Origin of the sequence: Leifsonia sp. Leaf336, assembly GCF_001423695.1 — a bacterium.
Lineage (GTDB): Bacteria > Actinomycetota > Actinomycetes > Actinomycetales > Microbacteriaceae > Leifsonia.
The window spans coordinates 500,762-523,089 of sequence record NZ_LMOZ01000003.1; the positions used below are offsets into that span (position 1 = coordinate 500,762).

The window sequence follows — 22,328 nt, forward strand, 5'->3', positions numbered from 1 at the left end:
TCGGATGAAGGCCGTCCATTTCGGGGCAGGCAACATCGGCCGCGGCTTCGTGGGGCTCCTGCTCCACGAAGCCGGGTACGAGGTGGTGTTCGCCGACGTGAACGCGGAGTTGATCGACGCCCTCGCCGCCGCCGACTCCTACGACGTGCATCTGGTCGGCGACGAGTCGCAGACCAAGACGGTCACCGGGTTCCGGGCGATCAACAGCGCCACCGACGAGGAGGCGCTCGTCGGTGAGATCGCGACCGCCGACGTGGTCACGACCGCCGTCGGGCCGCGCATCCTGCGCTTCGTCGCCCCGGTGATCGCGCGCGGCCTGGCCGCGCGCGCGTCGGACGCCCCCCGCCTCGCGGTGATGGCGTGCGAGAACGCGATCGGCGCGACCGACCTACTCTGCGCGGAGCTCATGGACGGCCTCCCCGACGACGACACCCGCGACGAGCTCGCCTCCCGTGCCGTCTTCGCCAACACCGCGGTCGACCGCATCGTGCCCGCCCAGGCGCCCGACGCGGGTATCGGCGTGACGGTGGAGACGTTCTACGAGTGGGTCGTCGACCGCAGCCCGTTCAATGGGAACGTGCCCGCGATCCCCGGTGCGCACTTCGTCGACTCGCTCGGCCCGTACATCGAGCGCAAGCTGTTCACGGTGAACACCGGGCACGCGACGGTGGCGTACACCGGCTTCCTCGCCGGTGCGACGACCATCAGCCAGGCGATCGGCATCCCATCGGTGCTGGAGGCCGCGGAGGCCGCGCTCGCGGAGACCTCGGCAGCGCTCAGCGCCAAGCACGGCCTCGACCCGGAGGAGCTGGCGGCCTATCGGGCGAAGATCCTGAACCGCTTCCGCAACCCGTACCTCGTCGACGAGGTGACCCGCGTGGGCCGCGAGCCGCTGCGCAAGCTCGGCCGCAACGACCGGTTCATCGGGCCGGCCTCCGACTACGTCCAGTACGTCGGCGGCGTTCCGGAGGCGCTGCTCGCGGCGGTCGGTGCCGCGTTGCGGTTCGACGTGCCGGAGGACTCGCAGAGCTTCGAGCTGCAGCAGCTGCTCCAGCGTGCGGCGGCGGCCGACATCGTCGACGACGTCATGGGTGTGCAGCGCGGCGAGGAGCTGTTCGAGCCGCTCGTGGAGGTCGTCCGCGCCGCGCAGGCGTGATCGCGGCAGCGGCCGAGCCCGCTACCGTGCGACGATCGTGGCCGTCGGATCGAGACCCCAGTCGAGAACCGACGGCCACTCGCCGTATCCCGACGCGATCGTGAAGTGACCCGCGCCCGGGATCGTCGTCAGCGGGATGCCGAGCGGCTCGGCGACGATGGTCGCGGCCCCTTCCGGGCAGCACGGGTCGGCGTCGGAAGCGACGACGCGCGTCTCGGCGGCAGGGCGGCTGAGCGGCAGGTCCGCGAACGCCGCGACCTCGGCGTTGTCGCGCAGGAAGCCCGGCGACGGCGGCGCGACGAGGAGGACCCGGTCGACACCGGATCCGGCACCGGCGTCGTCGGGCCGGCCGCCCAGCCAGAGCGTCGCGGCCAGGCTGTGCGCGATGACCGTCACGCGCGCGCCTCCGGCCGCTGCTTCGTCGAGGGCGGCCGCGGCGGCCGTCCGCCACGCCTCCACCTCGGGATGCGCCGCGTCGGGCAGTTGCGGGTAGACCACGCGCTCCCCGCGCCGATGCAGCGCGGTCGCGAGTTCGTGCTGCCAATGCCCGGGAGGTCGGAAGTTGTCCCAGCCGTGCAGGATCAGGAAGGCGCGCATGCTGCCGAGCGTAGCGCCCGGCCGGGCACGGCCAGGGGTCGAGGCCGCCGCGCTGGGATGGCGCGGTCCGCCCGCCGGACTGGCAGTTCCCCGCGACCCCGCCGCACCGACCGTCCCCGGTGGTACGTTTCGCATGTGAGCCGTATTGTGGCCGTGGCGCCCGTGCTTCCCGCCCGCAGCTACAGCCAGGGCGAGATCACCGCCGCGCTCCTCGCGATGATCACGAGCGACCCGGGCCGACAGGCCGTCATGCGTCGCATCCACGCGGCCAGCGGCGTCGAGACCCGCAGTCTCGTCATGCCGCTCGAGCGGTACAGCTCGCTCGGGTCGTTCCGCGAATCCAACGACTTCTTCATCGCCGAGGGCACCACGCTCGCCGAGCGGGCCGTGACCCAGGCCCTCGCGTCGGCCGGACTGCTCGCGACGGACGTCGACTTCCTGCTCTTCACCTCCGTCACCGGCATCGCGGCCCCCTCCATCGATGCGCAGCTCGTGCAGCGCCTCGGGATGCGGCCCGACGTCAAACGCCTGCCGAGCTTCGGGCTCGGCTGCGTCGCCGGCGCGGCCGGGATCGCCAGGGTCAACGACTACCTGCAGGGCCACCCGGGCGAGATCGCCGTGCTGCTGTCGGTGGAGCTGTGCTCGCTGACGGTGCAGGCCGCCGACGACTCGATGGCCAACATCGTGGCGAGCGGCCTGTTCGGCGACGGCGCCGCCGCCGTGGTGATGGCCGGCGACGACCGCGCCCGCGAGCTCGGCCTCCCCGGTCCTGAGATCATCGACACCCGCAGCCGGATCTACCCCGACACGGAGAACGTGATCGGCTGGGACATCGGCGGCACCGGGTTCCGCATCGTGCTGAGCGCCGGCGTGCCCGACGTGATCGACCGCAACTTCGCCGACGACGCCCGGGGCCTGCTCTCGGAGCACGACCTCGCGGTCTCGGACGTCGGCGCGTGGGCCGCGCATCCCGGCGGCCCCAAAGTGCTGGAGGCGTTCTCCCGTTCTCTCGACCTCCCGCCCGACGCGCTCGACGCCAGCTGGCGATCGCTCGCCCGGGTCGGCAACCTGTCGTCGGCTGCCGTGCTGCACGTGCTCGCGGAGCAGCTTGACGCGCACCCGCCCGGCACGATCGGCCTGCTGTTCGCGCTCGGCCCCGGTGTCACCAGCGAGCTGGTGCTGCTGCGCTGGGCCGACGGGGCCCCGGCCGCGCGCACCTCCCCGGAGCTCGGAGCGGCCGCGTGATCTGGTACACCGTGCTCGTCCTCGCCACGGGGGCGGAACGGATCGCCGAACTGGTCGTGTCGTCGCGGAACGCCCGCTGGTCGTTCGCGCGGGGCGGCGTCGAGTACGGCCGGCGGCACTTCCCGCCGATGGTCGCGTTGCACACCGGCCTCCTGCTGGCGTGTCTTGCCGAGGTGTGGCTGCTGGACCGCCCGTTCCTCCCGTGGCTCGGCTGGCCGATGCTGGTGCTCGTGCTCGCGAGCCAGGGGCTGCGGTGGTGGTGCATCGCGACGCTCGGCCCGCGCTGGAACACGCGCGTGATCGTCGTCCCCGGTCTCCCGCTGGTCGCTCGCGGCCCCTACCGCTGGCTGCACCACCCCAACTACGTCGCGGTCGTGGTGGAGGGCTTCGCGCTCCCCCTGGTGCACACCGCGTGGATCACCGCGATCGCCTTCACGGTGCTGAATGCGGTACTCCTGCTGGCGTACCGCATCCCGTGCGAGAACCGAGCTCTCGCCCTGTCCGAGGCATCCGCCGTCCGCACATGACGGCGCCGCAGCTGGTGATCGTGGGCGGAGGCCCCATCGGTCTCGCGTGCGCGATCGAAGCGCGGCTGGCGGGCATGGAGGTCGTCGTCGTCGAGCCGCGCGACGACCCGATCGACAAGGCGTGCGGCGAGGGCCTGATGCCGGGAGCGCTCGCCGCCCTGCACCGCATCGGCGTGGACCCGCCCGGGCACCCGCTCTCGGGGATCGCCTACGTGGACGGCGGTCGGCGCGTCGAGCACCGCTTCGCCGACCGGCCGGGCCGGGGCGTGCGGCGGACCGTGCTGCACCGCGAGCTCGCGCGGCGGGCGGCCGAGCTCGGCACGCCCGTCGTCCGCACTCGGGTGACCGGGCTGACCCAGCGGAGGGACGCCGTGGAGTTGCGGCTCGGAGCCGACGGGGCGGAGACCCTCGAGACGCCCTGGGTGATCGCGGCCGACGGCCTCCATTCGCCCGTGCGGCGCCTGGTCGGCTTGGAGAGACGCGCGCAGAATCCCGGTCGCCGACGGTACGGACTGCGTCAGCATTACGCGGTGGCTCCGTGGACCGACCTGGTGGAAGTGCACTGGTCGCCGCTCGTGGAGGCCTACGTGACGCCGGTCGACGATCGCACCGTCGGCGTGGCGGTGCTCGGCCCCCGCCCGCTCGACCAAGATGCGTCGATCGCCGCCATCCCCGCCCTGGCGGAGCGGTTGGCGGGCGCGCCCGTGGTGTCGGACGCGCGCGGCGCAGGCCCGCTGCTCCAGCGGTCGCGGTCCAGGGCCGCAGGGCGCGTGCTGCTGGCGGGCGACGCCTCCGGGTACGTCGACGCTCTGACCGGCGAGGGGATGCGTGTCGGCTTCGCGCAGGCGCGCGCGGCCGTCGCGGCCGTGCGCGCCGGAGACACCGAGCAGTACGAGCGGGCATGGAGGGCGACGACGCGCGACTTCCGCATGCTCACGACGGGACTCGTGGTCGCGGCACGCTCGTCGTTCCGGCCCCGCATCGTGCCCACGGCGACAGCCCGGCCTCAGCTCTTCGGAGCGATCGTGGAGCGGCTCTCCCGCTGACACAGAGCCGTCGGTGCACATCAGGTAGTATGCTGCCGACAGATGATGCATGCAATATTTTTGTGAGGTGTGATGAGCAACCATGACCAGGAGGCCCCGGCCCGGCGCACGAGCGTCACCTTCTACCTCAGCGAAGGCCTCCGAAACCGCGCGCGGGCGGCCTATCGATCCACCTCCTTCGAGGAGCGGGACAGCAGCTGGTCCGAGATGCTCAACAAGGCGCTGATCGCCGAGGTCGAGCGCCGCGAGGCCGAGTACAACCGCGGAGAGACGTTCGCCGCGAGCGAGGCGCCCCTCTCCCCCGGTCGTCCGATCGGGTTCTGACAGCCGTCGCGGGGCTGTCCGGTCGTGCGACCGGACAGCCCCCGTCGCCTCATCCTGTGGTCATGCCTCCCGTGTCATCGCGTGTGGTGGCGACGCTCACGGTTCGCGGTGCCGAACACCGCCAGGGTGCCGAGCAGCGCGAGCAGGGCGCCGAGGGCGCCGAGGGTGAGGGCGTCCGAGCCGGTCGACGCGAGAGCCGACGTGGCGTCGGACGCGGCCAGCAGGGTGGTCGCGCCCGTCGAGGCGGCCGCGGCGACCTGGCCGGTCGCGGTGACCTGGCCGGTCGCGGTGCCGTCGGCGGTGCTGCCACCGACAGCGCCCGTGTCCGGGCCCGTGGTGCCGGTCGGCGTGGTCGGCGTCGTCGGGCCGGTGGTTCCCGTCGTGGATCCGCTGGTGGTGCTGTCGCCCAGCACCGCGACAGCGTCGCCGCCGACCGTGACCGGAAGCGACACGCTCACCGGCAGCTGGGTCCCGCCCAGGAGACCTCCGCTTCCGTCAGTGGTCGAGACCACCGGCGTGGAGCCCGAGCCGGTCGAACCGGTCGAGCCGGTCGAACCACTGCTCGTCGCATCGCCCAGCACGCTCACCGCGTCACCGGACGCCGCCACCGGAACGGACACGGAAACCGGAACCTGAGCCCCGGATCCCACACCCCCGGTTCCGGAGGTCGATCCTCCCGAGGTCGCCGGAGCGGATGGGACGGTGGCCGATGACCCGGACGTGCCCGCGTCACCCAGAACGCTGACCGCGTTTCCGGAGGCCGTCACCGGAGCCGAAGCCCCGACCGGCACCTGAACCCCGGAGAGCACACCATCCGAGCCCGACGTCGTCGCGCCCGAAGTGCTCGTGGCCGGAGCCGGCGATGCCGTCACCGACGAACCCGACGAACCCGCGTTGCCCAGGACGCTGACCGCGTTGCCGGAGGCCGTCACCGGAGCGGCCACGCCGACCGGCACCTGCGCACCGGACAGAATGCCATCGCTGCCGGAGGTCGTCGCGCCCGAGGCAGTCGGCGCCGGAGTCGTCGCTGACGAACCCGACGAACCCGCATCGCCCAGCACGCTCACCGCGTTCCCGGCCGCCGTCACCGGCACCGAGACAGCGATGGGCGCTTGCACTCCGGACAGCACGCCGTCCGTTCCGCTGGTGGTGAGGTCCGGGGCCGGCGCAGCGCTCGGAGTGCTGCCTGCGCTCGCGGTCGAACCTGAGCCCGGACTCGCGCTCGGGCCCGCGTCACCGGCTGCGCTCACAGCGTTGCCCGTCACCGCGACGGGCACGGAGACGCTGACCAGCGCCTGCTCCCCGCTGGCCACCCCGTCGAGACCGCTGGTCGAAGCCGACACGGCAGGAGCCGGAGCCGGAGCGGGGGCCGGCGAGGCCGGCCCCGTCGAACTCGAGTCGCCCAGCAGGGCGATGCCGTTGCCGGTGACATTCACCGGCACGGTGGCGTCGACGACGGCCTGGGCTCCGGAGGCCACGCCACCGGATCCGGTCGTGGAAGGTGCTTCCGCAGCGTTCGCCGCCGCGGTGCCGGCGAGCCAGAGCCCTCCGACGCAGAGGGTGAACCACAACCCTCTCGAAACGTACTTGTTCATCGTTCAGCCTTTCGAATGAGTGTCTGCGAACTCCCGGTCGGGAGCTCGGGTCGCGTTCTGCCGAGCGGCAGACGGCGACCCACTCAGTCGGGGCTGATGTCGTGGTCGAACAGGGGTGAAGCGGGGAGGGCGTCACCGGCCGGCAGCGCGGCGCGCCCGACGCGCGTGGAGGCCCCGGCCGCGAACGCATCCGCGGTGACGGCCGCCGACGGCGCAGCGCCGCCGGACGAACCTCCAGAAGAACCTGCCCCCGGCGAACCGGACGGCACGCCAGGGGACGGCAGGCCGGAGCCGCCAGGAGGCGCACCGCCGGGAGCGGACGCCGCAGACGACCCGGAGCCGAGAGGCGACGAGGAGGAACCGAGCGGCGGCCCGGAGTCGAGAGAAGCCCGCACGACCGCTCCCGCGACGACCGTCGCGGACGTCACGAAGGCGTCGCCGATCGGCGCACCCGCCGTCGGAGCGTCGATGGCCGGAGGCTGCGAGACGACCGGCGCGATCGGCGCGACCGCGGTCTGCAGCGCCATGGACACGCTAGAGAGCGCATCGTCGGCAGCCGCGCTGACCGGCGAGGTCAAGGCCTCCACCGGCGCCGCACCGACGGCCGCACCCACGACCGGAAGCTGTGAGACGGGAGTCGCGGCCACGACCTGGTCCACCGTGGAGGCCACCGGCGTCACGACCGCGGCGACCGGCGCGGCGTCGGCCACGTGGTCGACGACCTGCGTCACCGGCTGGACCGCCTGAGCGACCGTCGAGCGGACGGGGTCCGGCAACGCGGGCGCGACGGCCGAAGTGACCGCCTGAGCGGTGTCGCCGACCGTGCCCGTGACGCTCGAGACGACCGAACCCAAGGGCTCCGCTGCGGGAGGCTCGGCCGCGTTTGCGCCACCGCCGCCGAAGAGCAGACCGAGGGCTGTGACTCCGCCGCCGAGGACGAGAGCCCCGATCAGAAGCCGCAGAGGAGTGAAGGAGGAGCGCCGCTCCGGCACATCCACCACACGATCACCCCCTGATCGTCGGCCTTCCGTTCGAGACAGCTGCGACTGTACTCCCCTGTCTACCGTCACGGAAGTGCCGCTCCCGCATAAAGGAGGCGAGCGCGATCACGACCAGCGCGGCGACCGTCATGGCGCTGCCCACCCAGAGCGGTGAGGCGTAACCGAAGCCGGCCGCGATCGTGAGGCCGCCGAGCCACGCGCCGAGCGCGTTGCCGACGTTGAACGCGGCGATGTTGGCTCCCGACGCGAGGGTGGGCGCGGTCTCCGCGGAGCGGAGCACGCGCAACTGCAGCGCCGGAACAGTCGCGAACCCGGTCGCGCCCATCAGCACGAGCGCGACGACCGCGACGGCCGGCAGCGGAGCGACCACGGCGAAGAGCCCCAGGATGACCGCCAGCGCCGAGAGGACGACGATCAAGGTCCCGTCGATCGAACGGTCGGCGAACCGGCCGCCGACGGCGTTGCCCACGAAGAGCCCGACACCGAAGAGGATGAGCAGCCACGGCACGGCAGCAGCAGGGAATCCCGACAGACCGGTCAGCGTGTAGGCGATGTAGGTGAAAGCGCCGAACATGCCGCCGTAGCCCAGCACGGTCGCGGCGAGGGACAGCCACAGCTGGCCGGAGCGGAACGCTCGCAGCTCGCCCCGCAGTCCCGTGCCGTTCTTCTCTCCTGAGGAAGATCGCCCGGCCGACCGCGGCACGAGCACCGCCAGCCCCACGAGCGCGAGCACCCCGATCGCGGTGATCGCCCAGAAGGTGGATCGCCAGCCGAGCTGCAGCCCGAGCAGGGTGCCGAACGGGACGCCGAGCACGTTCGCCGCCGTCAGCCCGGTGAACATGATCGCGATAGCGCGCGCCTTCTTGTCGGGTTCGACCATCCCGGCCGCAACGACCGACCCGATGCCGAAGAACGCTCCGTGGCAGAGCGCGGCGACGATGCGTCCAGCGAGCATCGTCGGATAGTCGCTCGCGAGCGCCGAGATCGCGTTCCCGATGATGAACAGCACCATCAGGCCGAGGAGGACCGTCTTGCGCGGCAGTCTCGTGACAGCCGCCGTCAGGCCGATCGCGCCGACCGCGACGGCGAGCGCATAACCCGAGATGAGCCACCCGGCCGCGGCGGCGTCGACGTGGAAGTCGGCGGCGACGTCGGGCAGGAGGCCTGCGATCACGAACTCGGTGAGGCCGATGCCGAATCCGCCGAGGGCGAGTGCGATCAGGCCAGCGGGCATGGGGAACTCCTGGGAGTGTCGGGGATGGAGGATGCGACCGCGTACCATAGTTACTTGCAGACGCGTCATAAATAGTTGCACATGCAATTACTTTGTGCAACCCCGCGTCTTACCGACAGTGAGGAGACCCCGTGGGCATCGCCGACGACGCCGTCGAAGTGCGCGCGCAGGGGTGGCGCACGCTCGCCGCCCTCCACAACTTCATCGAGAACGAACTGGAGCGGTCGCTCTCCCGCGAGGCCGGCCTCTCCGTCGTCGAGTACACCGTGCTCGACGCGCTCAGCAGGCAGGACGGCTGGCACATGCGCATGCAGCAGCTCGCGCGGGCCAGTGCCCTGAGCCCGTCCGCCACCACCCGGCTGGTCAACCGGCTCGAGGAGCGCGGCCTCCTGACCCGCGTCGACTGCCTCGACGACCGGCGCGGCATCTACACCGAGCTCACCGCGGGAGGCCATCGGCTGCTCGACACGGCGCGGCCGGTGCACGACGACGCTCTGGAGGCCGCCCTCCAGGAGGCGCACCGCATCCCGGAGCTCGCCCCGCTGCTCGACGCCCTTCCGCAGCTGACGCTCGCCGGCACCTCAACGCTCTGATCGCCCCCAGCCAATCGCGGCTGGTGGACAAAGTTAGCGTCTAATGCACCTCACGGTACTATCACGTCGAAAATCGCTTCCGCGACGTGTGTATCAGCGACGCGAAAGTCCCAGCGATAGCGACCTGCAGAAAGCGGCACGTTGTTGAAGCGGAACGTCAGCGGAATGTCGATCTCGGTTCCTTGAAGAACGCCGGCGGGTCGCCCAACCTCCAGATCCGCGTCTACCACGACCCGTTCGCCATTCACTTCGACGGGAGTACCGTCGCCATCAAATAACGCGAGTTGGGTCGCGAGCCTTCTGTTTGTGTCGTTCCAAGGAATGAATAACTTGCCGGCGATTGAGAACGAGACACTATCGAACTGCTTCAACGCTCTGGTCCATCCGCCGCCCATGACGTAGAGCTTGCCGTTGACCTCTTCAGCGAAGTCGCACAGCATAAGGAACCCGTGCACTAAGCGACCTGGTACGCATCGTCGTAGCTGATTGAACGGTTGACAGCAAGATCCTCAAGCCATGACGCCCAGATCAAACGCAACTCAATAGTCGGCGCGTTGACCCTAGTTACGATGGCCTCGACAGTGTGTCCCTCTTGATCATCAAGGACAACCGCCTGGCCGACGTTCGGAACCCGCGCCGCGCCATCGAGAATGTCGCTAACTGTCGCGACCAACGTGCCATCCTCATCGGCGGCATTGAAATCAGCTAGTAGTCGCATAATCACCAATTATCGTTTGCAGACTGTGGATTGAACAGTCCTACCAGGTCTTCCCAGTGAGCGTCCGTCAGAGGACCGGGAAGGACGAGGGACCAATGCGGAGCCCTGCCCGTCGGCAGATAGGGCCATCCGAGCTGTTGGATCGCACTAAATCTGGCAATCTGATGTTCGCCGTACAACGACAATGGAGGACGTGCGCAAATCTCGTTGAGACTGGCGCCTGCCCGAGCTCCCGTCGAAATCGCATGGAAGCCGTGGGTGCTATAACAGCGGTCTACGGACGCGGCCACATTCTCGAAACGCAGCTGACCGCCGCGCACCACAAGATCCGCCCCAGTCAAGGGCGATTCTGCGCGAAGGTGCTCGAGGAAGGACATTGCGCCTATCGTGCACCATCCGGAAAGAAGCGTTCGCCCTTCAGGTGCGAGCAACTCGTCAGACATCCTTCGCAACTTCACCCGGTCGAGGCGGGCGAAGGCAGCTGTAACTAGCGCAGAACCTCCACGAGGGCGACCCACGAGAACAGCACCGTCGTCACGATCGCCAGGATGGTCGCGACCGAGACCAGCACCATCCCGACCGACGGCGGGACGAGGGCGATCAGGAGCACGCCGCCCACCAGGTCGAACAGAAGCGGAAGCGTGAAGACGGCGATGCGCTCGGCGTCGTAACGCCCGTAGCCGGTTACCTTCGCGTCCGCCCGGATCGCGATCGCCGATCGCGCCGCCACGATGCCGCAGACCACGGTGCCGGCGAGCACCTGGAGGCCGAACCCCCATGCCACCTGACCCGGGATGAGCGCCGCGCAGCTCAGCGCGACGCCGAGGATCAGGGTCGCGATCGACGCGCCAGCGCGAGCGGCCAGCCCGCGCGACTCCGCGATCTGACGGATGTTGACGGACAGCGCCACGATCAGCAGCCCGCCGAGGGCGGCGCCCGCGCCCGCCACGGCCACGTTGAAATCGGACCACTCGGCGAGGAACCCGGTCATGCGCACAGCGTAGCGGCCCACATGCAAAGCGGCGCGGAACTGTCAAGTCTGGTGGGTCCGCGCACGCAGGGCGTATAACGGTGAGCATGGCCGACGCGATCACGACCTGGATCGAGCGCTACCGAACCGCTTGGGAGTCCAACGACCCTGACGACATCCGTGCGCTCTTCACCGAGGACGCGAGCTATCGCACGGAGCCGTTCGCCGAGCCCTGGGACGGTCACCTCGAGATCGTCGAGGGCTGGCTGGACGCGCAGGACGACCCCGGCTCGGTCGACTTCGAATGGAGGCTGCTCGGCCAGGACGGCTCGCAGTACTTCGTCGAGGGCGTCACCGACTACCACGACGGCCCGACCTACTCGAACCTCTGGGTCATCCGCCTGGCCGCCGACGGCCGTGCGGAGGAGTTCACCGAGTGGTGGATGGAGCAGGAGGCCTGACGCCGGCCGGGCTCAGAAGCAGACAGTAAATTCAGAGCAGCCCGCCCAGCCACAGGCCGAGCCCTGCCGCGGCGAGCGCGAGCAGGAGCATCCCGACTCCGTTGAAGAACGCCGCCCGGTAGCGTCGCTGCTGCGCCAGCCGCACGGTCTCGAAGCTGGCGGTGCTGAACGTCGTGTAGCCGCCGAGGAGCCCGGTGCCGAGGATCACGCGCCATTCCGGCGGGAGGCCGTGCGCGGCCGCGACACCGGTGACGAGCCCGAGCAGGAACGACCCCGTCACGTTGATCACCGTCGTGCCGAACGGGAAGGCGATCCGGAAGCGGGCGCGCAGCACGCCGTCGAGCACGAGTCGCGAGACCGCACCGAGGCCTCCTGCGACCGCTACGCCGAGCGCGAGCAACAGCGTCACCGGCGCGCTCCCTTGCGGCGTGCTTCCTTGCGTCGGGCGATCGCCGCGGCCGCGCCGATGCCGGCCACCGAGGCGAGGGCGCCGATGACGATGGTCGCCACCGCGTACCCGACGCCGGCCGTCGGGTTGTGCGCGACGAACAGTCCGTCGGTGTCGACCGCGAACGAGCTGTAGGTGGTGTAGCCGCCCAGGATCCCGGTGCCCGCGAACAGCCGGACGTCTCGTCGTCGCCCGGTGTCCGGGCCGCGCAGGGCGAGTGCCTCCAGCAGCCAGCCCAGCACGAAGGCGCCCGTCACGTTGATGACCAGCGTGATGAGCGGTACGCCGCCCACCGTCGGGACGGCGGCGGACAGCAGGTACCGCACCGTGGTGCCGATGGCACCGCCGACGAAGACGAGGAGCACGGACCGCCAGTGCAGGTGCACGGGCAACGGGGTTCTCGCGGACACGCGGCATCCACCCTTCAGTGATTGAAGCGCAGGAACTATCAGCGACCGTCGCGGTTCGGGCGTTCACGCCCCGGCGAGATCCATCGCCGCTGGATCACTATACCGGCGGGTCCTCCCAGGGAAGCGCCTGCGATCCGCTGACCGGCGCCAGCGGCACGACGATGACCGGACGGTGCTGCCGGTGCGCGAGGTGCACGGCCACCGACCCGTTGAAGAACTCGCGGAGGCTGCCGCGCAGCCCCGCCTCGCGCGAACCCACGACGATGTAACGCGCGTCCATCTCGTCGGCGAGGCGCGCCAGCGCCCACGCCGGGTCGCCGGCGAGCTGCTTCAGCGTGTATGGGACGCCGCGGCCGTCCATCACGCGCCGGATGTCGGATGCGAGCTCGGAGTCGAACGTCTCATCCTCGACCTCCGGGAGGTCGGGGTCGTAGGGCAGCGCCACCACCGTGCCGTCGACGTAGTTCGAGACGAGGTACCTGTTCGGGTCGACGTTGGCGCAGACCAACGGCAGGTCGAGATCGTCCGCGAGCCGGGCCGCCTGGTCGAGCACCGCCGTGGGCTGGCCGGGCACGACCGCCACGAGGACACCGCCCGACCCGGTGCTGCCGTTGCCGCTCATGCCCCTAGTGTGCACCATTCCCCGCTCCGGACGGTGGACCCTCCCTTGGCTCGCCACCGACCGTGGGGTACGGTCGACACCGACAGCCAGGGAGGCCACGGAATGAGCGAACACAAGACCGCGCTCCCCCGCGAGCGCCGCCGGACAACGCGCGGGTTGCGGCCGCTGCCGCAGTTGACGAAGGACGCGACGGCGCAGCTCAAGCGCCTCCTGGCGGCGGAGCTCGCGCTTTTCAAGGCCGAGATGGCCGCCAAGGCGAAGGCGGCGGGGATCGGCGCGGGACTGCTGGTCGGCGCGCTGGTGTTCGTGTTCTTCGCGGTGGGTGTGCTGATCACGGCCGCCGTGTTCGCGTTCGCGCTCATCGTGCCGGCCTGGCTGGCCGCGCTCATCGTCGCGGGCATCCTGATCGTGCTGGCGATCATCGCCGCTCTCATCGGGCGGGCGATGCTCAAGCGCGGCGTGCCGCCGGTGCCCGACGACCTCGGGCCGGAGTTGAAGGCCGACGCGCAAGCACTGAGGGGGGAGAAGCCGTGAGCGGCAAGGGGATGAACACGCTCAAGCTCGAGCTGGAGGAGACGCGGGACGAGCTCGCGACCACGCTCGACGACCTCTTCGCGACGTTCAACCCGCTCGTGCAGATCCGTTCCCACCCGGTGGCCTCCGCCGCCGTGTTCCTCGCCGTCGTGGGAGGCGCGGCCGCCCTTGTGGCGCGAGGGCTCTCGCGTGGCCGCTGACGTCTCCTGGCGGCGCCTCCCGTGGGGGTACGTGCTCAAGCGCACCCTGCGCAGCTTCGGCCAGCGCGCGTGCACCGACCTCGCCGCCGGGCTCACCTACTTCGGCGTCCTCTCGCTGTTCCCCGCGATGATCGCGCTGGTCAGCATCCTGGGGCTGGTGGGCCAGAGCAAGGCCGGCATCGACGCCCTGTTCGGGATGGTCGAACAGCTGGCGCCGGGCATGCTGACCGTGGTCAAGCAGCCGATCGAGAGTCTCTCGTCCTCGCCCGCGACCGGGTGGGCGCTCGTGATCGGCATCGTCGGCGCGATCTGGTCGGCCTCCGGTTATGTGGGCGGCTTCGGCCGTGCGCTCAACCGGATCTACGAGGTCCGGGAGGGGCGGAGCGCGTTCGCCCTCCGTCCCGTCCAGCTCGGCGTCACCGTCGCGTCGCTCGTCCTGATCGCGGTGGTGGCCGTGCTCCTGGTGGTCTCCGGCCCGATCGCCGAAGCCCTGGGCAACGCCATCGGCGCCGGTGAAGCCGCGAAGACCGCGTGGTCGATCCTCCGCTGGCCGGTCGTGGTCGTCGCTCTCGTGCTGCTGGTCGCCCTGCTCTACTCGGCGACGCCGAACGTGCGGCAGCCCCGCTTCCGCTGGCTGACCCCCGGCGCGGTCGTCGCCATCGTCGCCCTCGGGATCGCGTCCGCCCTGTTCGCGTTCTACGTGGCCAATTTCGGCAGCTACAACAAGACCTACGGCACCCTGGCCGGGATCATCGTCTTCCTGCTGTGGATCTGGATCGCGAACGTCGTCCTCCTGCTCGGGGCCGTCTTCGACTCCGAGATCGCCCGCACGCGGGAGCTGGTCCGCGGGGCGCATGTCGAGGAGGGCAGGGCGTTGCCGCTCAAGTCCGACAAGGCGATCGTGAAGGCGGAGGATGCCGACGCGGCGGACATCCTGGCGGCGCGGGCGATCCGGCGACGGTTCCGCTGACGGTGTCGATCCGGGGCTGCACCGATCGACGCTCAGATGAACGACACCGATCGACAGCACCCGATCAGAGAGGACGACCATGGCTCAGTTCGCCATCTTCATCTACGGCGACGGCATCGCCGGAACCCCCGAGGAGCTCGCCGAGCACGACCGGCACTCGGAGGATATGATCCGCGACGGCGAGCTGGTCGCCGCGTTCGCACTCGCACCGCATACGGAGTCGACCTCGATCAGGGGCGAGGGCACGACCGACGGCCCCTACACGGAGTCGAAGGAGATCATCGCCGGTCTCGGCATCATCGAGGCCCCCGACCGGGAGGCCGCGCTCGCGATCGCACGCCGCAACCCGGCCACCTGGCAGGGCGGCGGGGTCGAGGTCCGCGAGGTGATCGGGGCGTACATCCGCTCGGAGGGGACGCCCGATACGCTCACTGCATGAGCGCTGACGGACGACCCGGCCACGACCTCCCCGACAGCCGCGGCCGTACCGGCCTTCACCGCGCCGGTCTGGACGCCACCGGCAACCCCGACGTGCGCATCCGCGACGTGGAGGTCGTCTCCGACGGCTGGCACGTCCTGCGTCGCACCACCTTCGACTACCGCGGGCGCGACGGCGCGTGGACCACGCACGCGCGCGAGACCTACGACCGCGGCAACGGCGCGACCGTGCTGCTCTACGACCCTGTCGGTCGCACGCTGTTGCTCTCGCGCCAGTTCCGCCTCCCGGCGTACGTCAACGGGCACCCCGACGGCATGCTGGTGGAGGCCGCCGCCGGGCTCCTCGACGGCGATGCGCCCGAGGAGGCCATCCGGCGCGAGGCGGCCGAGGAGCTCGGGGTGCAGGTCGGCGCTCTCGAGCACCTCTTCGACCTCTTCATGAGCCCCGGCTCCGTCACCGAGTGCGTGCACTTCTACGCCGCGGAGTACCTCCCCGCCGAGGTCGTCGGAGGCGGCGGCCTCGCCGAGGAGGGCGAAGAGATCGAACCCGTGACGGTTAGCTACGACGAGGCGCTCGCGATGATCGCCGATGGCCGCATCGTCGACGGCAAGACGGTCATCCTGCTGCAGTGGGCGGCGCTGAACCTGTTCGGACGCTGACGCGTCAGCACTATGTCGGCCACGCGTCAGCTGTGCAGGAACCGCTCCACGAGCAGGCTGGTGCCGATCAGGACCATCATCGCGCCCGACAGCTTGGCGACGACGACCAGCGCACGCGGTCGCGACCGCAGCAGCCGCCGCGCCAGGAGGGCGACGACCGTGTAGATCACGGCGATGTCTGCCAGGTGGAGTGCGCCGAGCACGAGCATCTGCGCGGCCGCGGGCATCCCGTGCGGGCTCGTGAACTGAGGCAGGAGCGCCAGGAGCAGGAGCAGACCCTTGGGGTTGATCCCGCTGACGCCTGCGCCGCGCAAGAACTGCGCCGTCGCACTCCCCGCGATCGGCTCGCCGTGCGGGCCGACCGGCTCGACTCGGCGGAGGAGGGCGTTCACCCCGAGCCAGATCAGGTAGGCCGCGCCTCCCACGGTGAGGACGGTCAGGACCACCGGGTACTGCGTGACGAGCGCTCCGACACCGACGGCGACCGCGGCGATCACGATGGCATATGCCGTCAGCATCCCGAGGATGGACGGCATCACCGAACGCGCGCGCAGACCCGCGCCGATGACGTACGCCCAATCGGCTCCGGGCGTCAGTGCGAGCAGGACCGCGATGGTCCAGAACTGCGCGACGAGTGCGAGGTCCATGGCGGAGAAGCTACGCGAAAGCCTGCGAAAGGTGCTTCGAAATCTGCGACTACTCGCCGTGATCGGTAGGAGAATCTTCTGTATGGACAGCCTTGATCGAGAGATTCTCTCAGCCCTGCAGCAGGACGGCCGCATCAGTGTCACCGAGCTGGCCTCCCGGGTGGGGCTGAGCCTCTCCGCATGCCACCGGCGGGTGCGCGAACTCGAGCAGTCCGGCGTCATCGAGCAGTACCGGGCAGTCGTCTCCCCGACCGCCGTCGGCCTCACGTTCGAGGCGATCGTCTTCGTCACGATCAGCCGCACCGACCCCGACACCGTCGGCGCCTTCGAGGAGGCCGTCGTCGCCATCCCGAACGTCACGGAGGCCGAGCGGCTCTTCGGAGACCCCGACTACATGCTGCGCATCCTCACCCCGAGCCTCGCCGCCTACCAGGAGCTCTACGACGGGCCGCTCGGCGGCCTCCCGGGCATCCAGCGCATGACCTCCACCCTGGTGATGAAGCGTCTGGGATCGGGCGCGGGAGTGCCGCTGGGATGAAGCGTGGGCGTGCTCGGGCAGGGGTGGGCTACAGGTGGAGCAAGGCCTGGTGGAGGGAACTTACGATGCTGTCGCGGTCGCAAGCGTAGAGGTCGGCTCCGCTGAACGGGTTGAGTTCGAGCAGGCGCAGGCCGTCGGGTCCTTCGGCGATGTCCATGACGAATGCGAGGTCCGGTGTCGGGAGCTTCTTCAGGAGGGATTGGCCGTAGACGCACACGCGGTGGTCCGCGCGGAGGGGTTCGCCGGCCCTGCGCCCGTCGGCGGTGTAGCTGCTGCCCGCGACTATCCGGTCTCCGACGACGACAAGTCGCCACTCCTCGCGGACTTCCACGACCGGGGTGACGATCACGGGAAGACTGGTCTCGTCGTAATAGAAGCCGTGATCGAGCGCTTGCAACGTGATGCGGTCGGCGTCGAGGACCCTGCCGCTGAATGGCTTGAGCGGACTGTCCGGTCGGACGAAGATGCGGGCGCCGAAGCCATCAGGAGCGCCTGCCGCGACGAGGTCACCGACGGTGGTCAGGGTGTATCGCGACGTGAGGAGGACATCCCGCGCTGCCGGCCACCACGCGGAGCAGGCGAACTGGGAAGTGGCGCAGAACGCTCCCGGGCTCCACCATCCCGCGCGCGCGACCACGTCGGCGCTGCCGAGCGAACCATGGAACACGACCGGACCGGTCAGGGCTGGAACCGCCTGACCAGTGGACCATTCGTCGCGCCACGCGACGACGCAACCGCCCGTGCGCCACACCGCGTCCGCGAGGTCGACATCGTTGTCGCGGAACACACTGCCCTCGATCACCCACGTCGGCACTTCTCGCTCCATGAGCTCATCTTCGCAGGCAGCGATCACGCGAGGGCCAGGGCATGCCCGCAATCTGCTGGGCGAGTTACAGGAGAATGACCTCATGGAAGAGCATGACGATGGCGAAGTCCTTCGGGCCGAGAGGCTGTGGATCGAGTCACGGGGTGGGAGCGAGTGGCTCTCACGTTACGTCCGTCCCTTCTACATGAACTGGATGCGTGAGAATCCAACTCACCGTGATGCTTCCGTCGCACAGATCCCCGAGCTCCGGGCCCGTGCATTCGAACTCGATCTCGACGAAATCAGCGCGATGCTCAGCATGCAGTGGCGCATTCAGGTCGTTGCCACGTGGTGCGCCATCGCCCGAGCAGACTCCCGACTCTCGGGTGCGGTCCACAACGGGTTTGCACATTGCTACGGAACGCTGACCGCTCCCGCGCTGATAACCGCGGCATTGGTCTATCCGAATGTCACGACAGCCACAGCCCTTCGGGCGTATCGGGAATGCGATAACGAGAACAAATATGGCGGGCACGGGCTCGTCAGTGCTGCTCTGCGCAGAATCAGCGCAGAAGCCCCCCTTGCTGCACCGACGGAAGACGACGGCACGCTCGTCCGACTGCTCGAGATCAGCCACCAACTACAGCAGCTCTCGGAGCCCGGGCGCTAGTTCACGATCGAGCAGCTGCGGGAGGCGAAGACAGAGGGAACCGCGCGGGGTCGCGTCGCTTCGGCGGCGCGGCCCTGCCGACCTCACCCGTAGCGGAGAGTGGCTCCCGACGACTTCAGGAAGTCGATGTGCAGGTGGTTGCAGGTGTCGTCGAACGGCGCGAAGTTCTGGAGGCTGATGGACGAGCGGCACTCGACCTGGCCGAGTCCGGTTCCGCTCGGCACCAGCGGGTCGAGGAGGTGGATGAGCTGCACGGAGCGCGCGTCGCCTCCGGTCAGCGGCGAGCCGTTGAGGAGGTAGAAGTCGACGGCGTGTCCGCCGCCGTCCGCGTAGTGCGCGGAGTCGGTGCCCGCGCCTTCGATCTGGCCGGTGCAACGGCGGTTGATGTCGCTGATGCCGACCTGGCTGAAGTTGTCCAGCGCGACCGAGATGGCCTGCAGGACGCGGTAGTCGACACCGCAGTTCGGCACCACCTTGCCCTCGGCGAGGTTGGCGATCTCGGGGATGTGGTTCGGCGTGGAGCCGACGAGTCGGCCGGCCGCGACGGCGCCCATGAGCTGCACGGCGAGCGCCTGCACCGTCGGGGACACCGAGTTGTTCGTCGTCGAGTCGAGGGCCTGCGGGCTCTCGGCGATGCCGAGGCCGTCGCGCGACACGACCTGGGCGGTCGCGTCGCCTCCGGTGAGCGTCTGGACCGCGAGAGCGGTGCGCGCGGCGCCGGCGGTCGAGCCCTCGCCCGTGGTCGCGTACGCGGGCAGCGCCGCGGTTCCGAAGAAAGCGGTCAGAGCGACGAGCACGAAGACGTGGAAGCTCCGACGCCGGCGGTTCTCGACGAAGATGCCCCGCCGCGGGTGACGCGGGTTGCTCGGGTCGGCCACCGACGGGCCGGTCGAGAGGTGCGTGGCCGGGACGGTCGTCGGCTGCGCGGCCGCTGCGCGACGCTCGGCGCGCGAGGGGCGCGTCGGCTTGACCACGACGCGCTCGCGGACGACCTTCCGTGAGCCGGCCTTCTGAGAACCGGCCTTCTGAGAGCGGCGCGGGCGCGAGCGCTCGGCCTCCAGAGCGGCACGCCGGCTCGACACCACAGGAGCCGAGGACACCGGAGTCGTCTCAGCGGGCACCAGGGACTCCGCCTGAGTGAAGTCGGTCACCGGGTCGGCGACGGCCTGCGTCTGCGCGTCCACGTCGAGTACGACGGGTGCCCGATAACTGCGGCGAGGCCGCAGAGGGGCAGGCGACTTGGGCAAGCTGTTACTTCCTGGACGGTCGGGTCGAGGCGTCGGGGGGGACGACGGCTTCAGGCGTACCCACCATTTCTACCTCATTTCTGCTGGACGTTCTATCAATGCGGATGAATAGATCCGACGAAACGTCGAAGAACGGCGAAAGAGGACAGGGGGAACCGGGGGCGGGGCGCATCCCGCGCGTTCGGGTCACGCAGAAGCACCCCGGGCCCGGATTGGTCTCGGAAGCGGGGTCCGATCACCCTCACATTAGCTCCGCGCATCCGCGCGAACGCGGGCGAGTACGGCTGTTACGACTGGGCGTGCGGCTACGGGATGGCGACGACCAGTTCGACGCGGCCGGCGCTCTCGCGCAGCGCGACTTCGCCGTGTTCGGCGAGCTGGCGGAGGCCGATACCCGGCCGGGCGGACGACAGCACGCCGCCGGAGACGACGCGCACCGCGACGCCGTGCGAAGCAGACGGAGTCACCTCCAGGGTCACCGGTGTGCCGTCACCATGGCGCACCGCGTTGGCGAGACCCTCCGAGATCGCGTCGACCACGGCCTCCGCCCTGCTCGGCTCGCGCAGCCTGTCCCAGATGTCACCGATCGACGACCGCAACGGGATGGCGGAGCCCCAGCTCTCGACGAGCGCGGCGATGCGATCGGCGGCCTCCGGCTCGATGCGCGGCGCGCGCAGCTCGGCTCGGATCTTGTCGACGACATCGCGCAGTTCGGCCGACGCGTCCTCTCCCGAGCCGGATCCGAGCGCCAACGCCGAAGCGATCAGCTCCGATTGCACTCCGGAGTGCAACAGGCGGGCGAGTGCGACGCGCTCGAGCTCGAGGGCCGAGCGGGTCGCCGCGGCGGCGCTGATGTTCGCCTGGATCGCCGCCTCCAGCTCGCTCTGATCGCGGCGCACCCGCGCCGTGAGGGAGGCGACGAACGCGACGGCGCAGCCCACGATCCAATAGGTGGCGGCCTCGAACCAGACCAGCTCGGGATCGCCGCCGAGAAGCCGGACGACGAACTCGCTCGTCGTGGAGAGCAGGACGCCCACCAGGCCGTAGCCGGCGAGGAGGACGACCAGCCGCAGGGCGGGAGGCGTCCGGCGCACGAGCGGGACCATCGCGGTATTGCCGCCGACCAGCACGACGAAACCGCAGACGAGAGGAGGGAGCATGAAGAGCACACCGTACTGCCAGATGCCGAAGGGCAGCACGAGGATGATGAACAGCACGGCGAGCGGAAGCGGGGGCGCGGCCTGCATCGCACCGAAGACGGAGGCGAGCCACTCGCGGGGAGGGACCGGACGCACGTCGGCCGCATCGTCGAGCACCGCGCCATCGCCGGGAGAGACGATCGGCTCGTCGTAGATGCGGTGGCTCGCCGGCCGCACCACCTCCTCAGCCAGCCCGCGCAGCAGCCTCGCCGCCTCGGTCGGGTGGATCCCCTGGATGGTCGCGTCGGACGTCACCTCCTCCAGCTGCTCCAGCACGGCGTCGACGGCCGAGTGTCTGAGCTGCAGCACCCCGGCCGCTGCGCGCTCGGCGTCGCGGGCGGAGGCCTCCTGCGCCGACCGCAATCGGCGGTAGACGCCGACATGGTCGCGCACCAGCTGGACGGCGACGGCGATCAGCGAGAACATCGCGACGGTCGTGACCACGTTGATCAGGATCCGGCCGCCGAGGTCGCCGGCCGCGACGGGGATGTGCAGCACCGCCCCGGCGGCGAGGAACAAGAGGGGTCTCAGAACTCCGATCATCGCGAAGCCGACGATCACGACCTCCGCGCGAGTCACCATCGGGACGATCGTGAGCAGCAGCCGGAGCACGATCAGGAGGAGGCCGACGGCGACGTGCTCGACGGTGGCTACGGCGACGACCGCCAAGGGGGCTCCGGTCACGTACTGCAGGCCCGACATCACCGTCAGCGCGATCGGAGCGGTGACGAGCCAGGTCCAGATGGTGACGGCGGAGGGTCCCGTCGCCTGTGCGATCAGGCGTCGGGCGATGGCGGCGCTCACAGCCCCGACCGCGGATCGCCGAAGGTGGCCGTGTAGAGCGTCGCGGCGGCGACACGCGGAGCCGTCGCATCGTCGCCGACGAGGCCGAGCGCCTGGAACACGCGCTCGACGCTCTTCTCGACGGCCCGCACCGAGACCCCGCGCCGGCGGGCGATCTCCGCGTTGGTCAGCCCGGCGGCCAGCAGCCGCGTGGTCTCCCGCTGGGCCGGGCTCAGCCGGAGCAGCGCACCCTGTGCGCCCTCCGCGCCGCTCAGATGGCGGACGGGTTGGTCAGCGAGCACCGCCTCCGCGGCGTCGACCAGCTCGTCCACGGACGTGATCGCGGCCTTGTTCACGAAGGAGGCTCCGGCGACGGTGTCGCGCGCCTGGGCGGCCGCAGCCTCCAGGGACAGGTTGCTGAGGAAGGTGACCGCGATGTGCGGTGCGCGCTCGCGGAGGATCGTGGCGAGCTCGACGCCGTTGGGCCGCGAGCCCAGGTCGATGTCGGTCACGAGGAGGTCGGGGTCGGCGGCCTCGACGACGCGCAGCGCCTCCACGGCCGACGACGCCGCGGCGACCTCGAAACCACGCTGCGTGAACGCTTCGGCGACGAGCGCGCGCAGCAGGCCGTGGTCTTCGACCACCAGAACGCGCCTGCGCCACGTCGCCGTCATCGTGCCCGCCTCCCCC

At 70.3% G+C, this 22,328-nt stretch carries 28 protein-coding genes and 1 riboswitch; of the genes, 14 read left to right on the plus strand and 14 right to left on the minus strand.

Annotated elements, in window-relative coordinates; all coding sequences use genetic code 11:
- Positions 1 to 4 precede the first annotated feature (4 nt).
- Positions 5 to 1,156, plus strand: a complete 1,152-nt coding sequence (locus tag ASF88_RS17645; RefSeq protein WP_055921843.1) for a mannitol-1-phosphate 5-dehydrogenase — start codon at positions 5 to 7, stop codon at positions 1,154 to 1,156.
- Between the two features lie 21 nt (positions 1,157 to 1,177).
- Here ASF88_RS17645 and ASF88_RS17650 read toward each other — a convergent pair whose 3' ends face one another.
- On the minus strand, positions 1,178 to 1,753 hold the full coding sequence (locus tag ASF88_RS17650) for an RBBP9/YdeN family alpha/beta hydrolase (RefSeq protein ID WP_055921845.1): 576 nt from the start codon (positions 1,751 to 1,753) through the stop codon (positions 1,178 to 1,180).
- 135 nt (positions 1,754 to 1,888) lie between these two features.
- Here ASF88_RS17650 and ASF88_RS17655 point away from each other — a divergent pair, with 135 nt between their 5' ends.
- From ASF88_RS17655 to ASF88_RS17670, 4 genes are all read left to right on the plus strand, one after another.
- Entirely contained in the window at positions 1,889 to 2,998 is a 1,110-nt protein-coding gene (locus tag ASF88_RS17655; protein ID WP_055921848.1) for a type III polyketide synthase, read from the plus strand.
- Entirely contained in the window at positions 2,995 to 3,525 is a 531-nt protein-coding gene (locus tag ASF88_RS17660; RefSeq protein ID WP_055921851.1) for an isoprenylcysteine carboxyl methyltransferase family protein, read from the plus strand. Before ASF88_RS17655 ends, ASF88_RS17660 begins: the two co-directional genes overlap by 4 nt.
- The gene (locus ASF88_RS17665) at positions 3,522 to 4,571 is read left to right on the plus strand and encodes an NAD(P)/FAD-dependent oxidoreductase (protein WP_055921854.1); all 1,050 of its coding nucleotides are present in this window, start codon (positions 3,522 to 3,524) and stop codon (positions 4,569 to 4,571) included. The genes ASF88_RS17660 and ASF88_RS17665 overlap by 4 nt, the downstream gene beginning before the upstream one ends.
- Before the next feature lie 72 nt (positions 4,572 to 4,643).
- The gene (locus tag ASF88_RS17670; protein WP_055921857.1) at positions 4,644 to 4,895 is read left to right on the plus strand and encodes a ParB family protein; all 252 of its coding nucleotides are present in this window, start codon (positions 4,644 to 4,646) and stop codon (positions 4,893 to 4,895) included.
- 74 nt (positions 4,896 to 4,969) lie between these two features.
- Here ASF88_RS17670 and ASF88_RS17675 read toward each other — a convergent pair whose 3' ends face one another.
- From ASF88_RS17675 to ASF88_RS17685, 3 genes are all read right to left on the minus strand, one after another.
- A complete protein-coding gene (locus tag ASF88_RS17675) occupies positions 4,970 to 6,490 on the minus strand; it encodes a chaplin family protein (RefSeq protein ID WP_082519048.1) in 1,521 nt (506 codons plus the stop codon).
- A gap of 83 nt (positions 6,491 to 6,573) precedes the next feature.
- Positions 6,574 to 7,491, minus strand: a complete 918-nt coding sequence (locus tag ASF88_RS17680; protein ID WP_055921861.1) for a hypothetical protein — start codon at positions 7,489 to 7,491, stop codon at positions 6,574 to 6,576.
- A 4-nt stretch (positions 7,492 to 7,495) separates the two neighbouring features.
- Positions 7,496 to 8,725 (minus strand): MFS transporter, encoded by a 1,230-nt coding sequence (locus tag ASF88_RS17685; protein WP_055921865.1) that lies wholly within the window; start codon positions 8,723 to 8,725, stop codon positions 7,496 to 7,498.
- Positions 8,726 to 8,856: 131 nt separating this feature from the next.
- Here ASF88_RS17685 and ASF88_RS17690 point away from each other — a divergent pair, with 131 nt between their 5' ends.
- On the plus strand, positions 8,857 to 9,318 hold the full coding sequence (locus tag ASF88_RS17690; RefSeq protein WP_055921868.1) for a MarR family winged helix-turn-helix transcriptional regulator: 462 nt from the start codon (positions 8,857 to 8,859) through the stop codon (positions 9,316 to 9,318).
- A 50-nt stretch (positions 9,319 to 9,368) separates the two neighbouring features.
- Here ASF88_RS17690 and ASF88_RS20540 read toward each other — a convergent pair whose 3' ends face one another.
- The gene (locus tag ASF88_RS20540; RefSeq protein ID WP_157498421.1) at positions 9,369 to 9,758 is read right to left on the minus strand and encodes a DUF6941 family protein; all 390 of its coding nucleotides are present in this window, start codon (positions 9,756 to 9,758) and stop codon (positions 9,369 to 9,371) included.
- A gap of 765 nt (positions 9,759 to 10,523) precedes the next feature.
- The gene (locus tag ASF88_RS17700; RefSeq protein WP_055923065.1) at positions 10,524 to 11,027 is read right to left on the minus strand and encodes a hypothetical protein; all 504 of its coding nucleotides are present in this window, start codon (positions 11,025 to 11,027) and stop codon (positions 10,524 to 10,526) included.
- An 86-nt stretch (positions 11,028 to 11,113) separates the two neighbouring features.
- On the opposite strand from ASF88_RS17700, the gene ASF88_RS17705 reads away from it, so the two are divergent.
- Entirely contained in the window at positions 11,114 to 11,467 is a 354-nt protein-coding gene (locus ASF88_RS17705) for a nuclear transport factor 2 family protein (RefSeq protein WP_055921874.1), read from the plus strand.
- Positions 11,468 to 11,498: 31 nt separating this feature from the next.
- Here ASF88_RS17705 and crcB read toward each other — a convergent pair whose 3' ends face one another.
- The 3 genes from crcB to ASF88_RS17720 form a co-directional block, all read right to left on the minus strand.
- Positions 11,499 to 11,876 (minus strand): fluoride efflux transporter CrcB, encoded by a 378-nt coding sequence (crcB, locus tag ASF88_RS17710; protein WP_055921877.1) that lies wholly within the window; start codon positions 11,874 to 11,876, stop codon positions 11,499 to 11,501.
- Complete coding sequence (locus ASF88_RS17715) at positions 11,873 to 12,325, minus strand: fluoride efflux transporter FluC (RefSeq protein WP_055921880.1); 453 nt, start codon at positions 12,323 to 12,325, stop codon at positions 11,873 to 11,875. Before ASF88_RS17715 ends, crcB begins: the two co-directional genes overlap by 4 nt.
- A 22-nt stretch (positions 12,326 to 12,347) precedes the next feature.
- Positions 12,348 to 12,422: riboswitch (Fluoride riboswitch) on the minus strand.
- Positions 12,423 to 12,947: a universal stress protein gene (locus ASF88_RS17720; protein WP_055921883.1), complete on the minus strand. Its 525-nt coding sequence runs from the start codon at positions 12,945 to 12,947 to the stop codon at positions 12,423 to 12,425.
- A 102-nt stretch (positions 12,948 to 13,049) separates the two neighbouring features.
- On the opposite strand from ASF88_RS17720, the gene ASF88_RS17725 reads away from it, so the two are divergent.
- From ASF88_RS17725 to ASF88_RS17745, 5 genes are all read left to right on the plus strand, one after another.
- On the plus strand, positions 13,050 to 13,481 hold the full coding sequence (locus ASF88_RS17725) for a phage holin family protein (protein ID WP_055921886.1): 432 nt from the start codon (positions 13,050 to 13,052) through the stop codon (positions 13,479 to 13,481).
- Positions 13,478 to 13,681: a hypothetical protein gene (locus ASF88_RS17730; RefSeq protein ID WP_055921888.1), complete on the plus strand. Its 204-nt coding sequence runs from the start codon at positions 13,478 to 13,480 to the stop codon at positions 13,679 to 13,681. The genes ASF88_RS17725 and ASF88_RS17730 overlap by 4 nt, the downstream gene beginning before the upstream one ends.
- Positions 13,671 to 14,651, plus strand: coding sequence for a YihY/virulence factor BrkB family protein (locus ASF88_RS17735; RefSeq protein WP_235493542.1), 981 nt, complete (start codon positions 13,671 to 13,673; stop codon positions 14,649 to 14,651). Before ASF88_RS17730 ends, ASF88_RS17735 begins: the two co-directional genes overlap by 11 nt.
- Positions 14,652 to 14,730: 79 nt before the next feature.
- Entirely contained in the window at positions 14,731 to 15,090 is a 360-nt protein-coding gene (locus tag ASF88_RS17740) for a YciI family protein (RefSeq protein ID WP_055921893.1), read from the plus strand.
- Entirely contained in the window at positions 15,087 to 15,749 is a 663-nt protein-coding gene (locus ASF88_RS17745) for an NUDIX domain-containing protein (protein ID WP_055921896.1), read from the plus strand. Before ASF88_RS17740 ends, ASF88_RS17745 begins: the two co-directional genes overlap by 4 nt.
- A gap of 26 nt (positions 15,750 to 15,775) precedes the next feature.
- Here the strand turns inward: ASF88_RS17745 and ASF88_RS17750 are convergent, their stop codons facing one another.
- A complete protein-coding gene (locus ASF88_RS17750) occupies positions 15,776 to 16,396 on the minus strand; it encodes a LysE family translocator (RefSeq protein WP_055921900.1) in 621 nt (206 codons plus the stop codon).
- 82 nt (positions 16,397 to 16,478) lie between these two features.
- Between ASF88_RS17750 and ASF88_RS17755 the strand changes: the two genes are divergently transcribed.
- The gene (locus ASF88_RS17755) at positions 16,479 to 16,934 is read left to right on the plus strand and encodes an Lrp/AsnC family transcriptional regulator (protein WP_055921903.1); all 456 of its coding nucleotides are present in this window, start codon (positions 16,479 to 16,481) and stop codon (positions 16,932 to 16,934) included.
- 28 nt (positions 16,935 to 16,962) lie between these two features.
- Here the strand turns inward: ASF88_RS17755 and ASF88_RS17760 are convergent, their stop codons facing one another.
- Positions 16,963 to 17,760 (minus strand): ATP-grasp domain-containing protein, encoded by a 798-nt coding sequence (locus ASF88_RS17760; RefSeq protein WP_162242594.1) that lies wholly within the window; start codon positions 17,758 to 17,760, stop codon positions 16,963 to 16,965.
- An 82-nt stretch (positions 17,761 to 17,842) separates the two neighbouring features.
- Here ASF88_RS17760 and ASF88_RS17765 point away from each other — a divergent pair, with 82 nt between their 5' ends.
- On the plus strand, positions 17,843 to 18,409 hold the full coding sequence (locus tag ASF88_RS17765) for a hypothetical protein (protein ID WP_055921907.1): 567 nt from the start codon (positions 17,843 to 17,845) through the stop codon (positions 18,407 to 18,409).
- 83 nt (positions 18,410 to 18,492) lie between these two features.
- Here ASF88_RS17765 and ASF88_RS17770 read toward each other — a convergent pair whose 3' ends face one another.
- The 3 genes from ASF88_RS17770 to ASF88_RS17780 all read right to left on the minus strand — a co-directional run bounded on the left by ASF88_RS17770 (position 18,493) and on the right by ASF88_RS17780 (position 22,312).
- Entirely contained in the window at positions 18,493 to 19,593 is a 1,101-nt protein-coding gene (locus tag ASF88_RS17770) for a hypothetical protein (RefSeq protein ID WP_055921909.1), read from the minus strand.
- A 368-nt stretch (positions 19,594 to 19,961) separates the two neighbouring features.
- Positions 19,962 to 21,659, minus strand: a complete 1,698-nt coding sequence (locus tag ASF88_RS17775) for a hypothetical protein (protein ID WP_055921912.1) — start codon at positions 21,657 to 21,659, stop codon at positions 19,962 to 19,964.
- Positions 21,656 to 22,312, minus strand: coding sequence for a response regulator transcription factor (locus ASF88_RS17780; protein WP_082519050.1), 657 nt, complete (start codon positions 22,310 to 22,312; stop codon positions 21,656 to 21,658). The genes ASF88_RS17775 and ASF88_RS17780 overlap by 4 nt, the downstream gene beginning before the upstream one ends.
- Positions 22,313 to 22,328: the final 16 nt, after the last annotated feature.

Excerpts from the sequence above, each read along its gene's own strand:
- ASF88_RS17700 (WP_055923065.1), bottom strand. The coding sequence starts at position 11,027 with ATGACCGGGTTCCTCGCCGAGTGGTCCGATTTCAACGTGGCCGTGGCG.
- ASF88_RS17685 (WP_055921865.1), bottom strand. The coding sequence starts at position 8,725 with ATGCCCGCTGGCCTGATCGCACTCGCCCTCGGCGGATTCGGCATCGGC.
- ASF88_RS17755 (WP_055921903.1), top strand. The coding sequence starts at position 16,479 with ATGGACAGCCTTGATCGAGAGATTCTCTCAGCCCTGCAGCAGGACGGC.
- ASF88_RS17740 (WP_055921893.1), top strand. The coding sequence starts at position 14,731 with ATGGCTCAGTTCGCCATCTTCATCTACGGCGACGGCATCGCCGGAACC.
- ASF88_RS17750 (WP_055921900.1), bottom strand. The coding sequence starts at position 16,396 with ATGGACCTCGCACTCGTCGCGCAGTTCTGGACCATCGCGGTCCTGCTC.
- ASF88_RS17745 (WP_055921896.1), top strand. The coding sequence starts at position 15,087 with ATGAGCGCTGACGGACGACCCGGCCACGACCTCCCCGACAGCCGCGGC.
- ASF88_RS17675 (WP_082519048.1), bottom strand. The coding sequence starts at position 6,490 with ATGAACAAGTACGTTTCGAGAGGGTTGTGGTTCACCCTCTGCGTCGGA.
- ASF88_RS20540 (WP_157498421.1), bottom strand. The coding sequence starts at position 9,758 with ATGCTGTGCGACTTCGCTGAAGAGGTCAACGGCAAGCTCTACGTCATG.
- ASF88_RS17765 (WP_055921907.1), top strand. The coding sequence starts at position 17,843 with ATGGAAGAGCATGACGATGGCGAAGTCCTTCGGGCCGAGAGGCTGTGG.
- ASF88_RS17760 (WP_162242594.1), bottom strand. The coding sequence starts at position 17,760 with ATGGAGCGAGAAGTGCCGACGTGGGTGATCGAGGGCAGTGTGTTCCGC.
- ASF88_RS17725 (WP_055921886.1), top strand. The coding sequence starts at position 13,050 with ATGAGCGAACACAAGACCGCGCTCCCCCGCGAGCGCCGCCGGACAACG.
- ASF88_RS17670 (WP_055921857.1), top strand. The coding sequence starts at position 4,644 with ATGAGCAACCATGACCAGGAGGCCCCGGCCCGGCGCACGAGCGTCACC.
- ASF88_RS17645 (WP_055921843.1), top strand. The coding sequence starts at position 5 with ATGAAGGCCGTCCATTTCGGGGCAGGCAACATCGGCCGCGGCTTCGTG.
- ASF88_RS17720 (WP_055921883.1), bottom strand. The coding sequence starts at position 12,947 with ATGAGCGGCAACGGCAGCACCGGGTCGGGCGGTGTCCTCGTGGCGGTC.
- ASF88_RS17650 (WP_055921845.1), bottom strand. The coding sequence starts at position 1,753 with ATGCGCGCCTTCCTGATCCTGCACGGCTGGGACAACTTCCGACCTCCC.
- ASF88_RS17705 (WP_055921874.1), top strand. The coding sequence starts at position 11,114 with ATGGCCGACGCGATCACGACCTGGATCGAGCGCTACCGAACCGCTTGG.
- ASF88_RS17665 (WP_055921854.1), top strand. The coding sequence starts at position 3,522 with ATGACGGCGCCGCAGCTGGTGATCGTGGGCGGAGGCCCCATCGGTCTC.
- ASF88_RS17780 (WP_082519050.1), bottom strand. The coding sequence starts at position 22,312 with ATGACGGCGACGTGGCGCAGGCGCGTTCTGGTGGTCGAAGACCACGGC.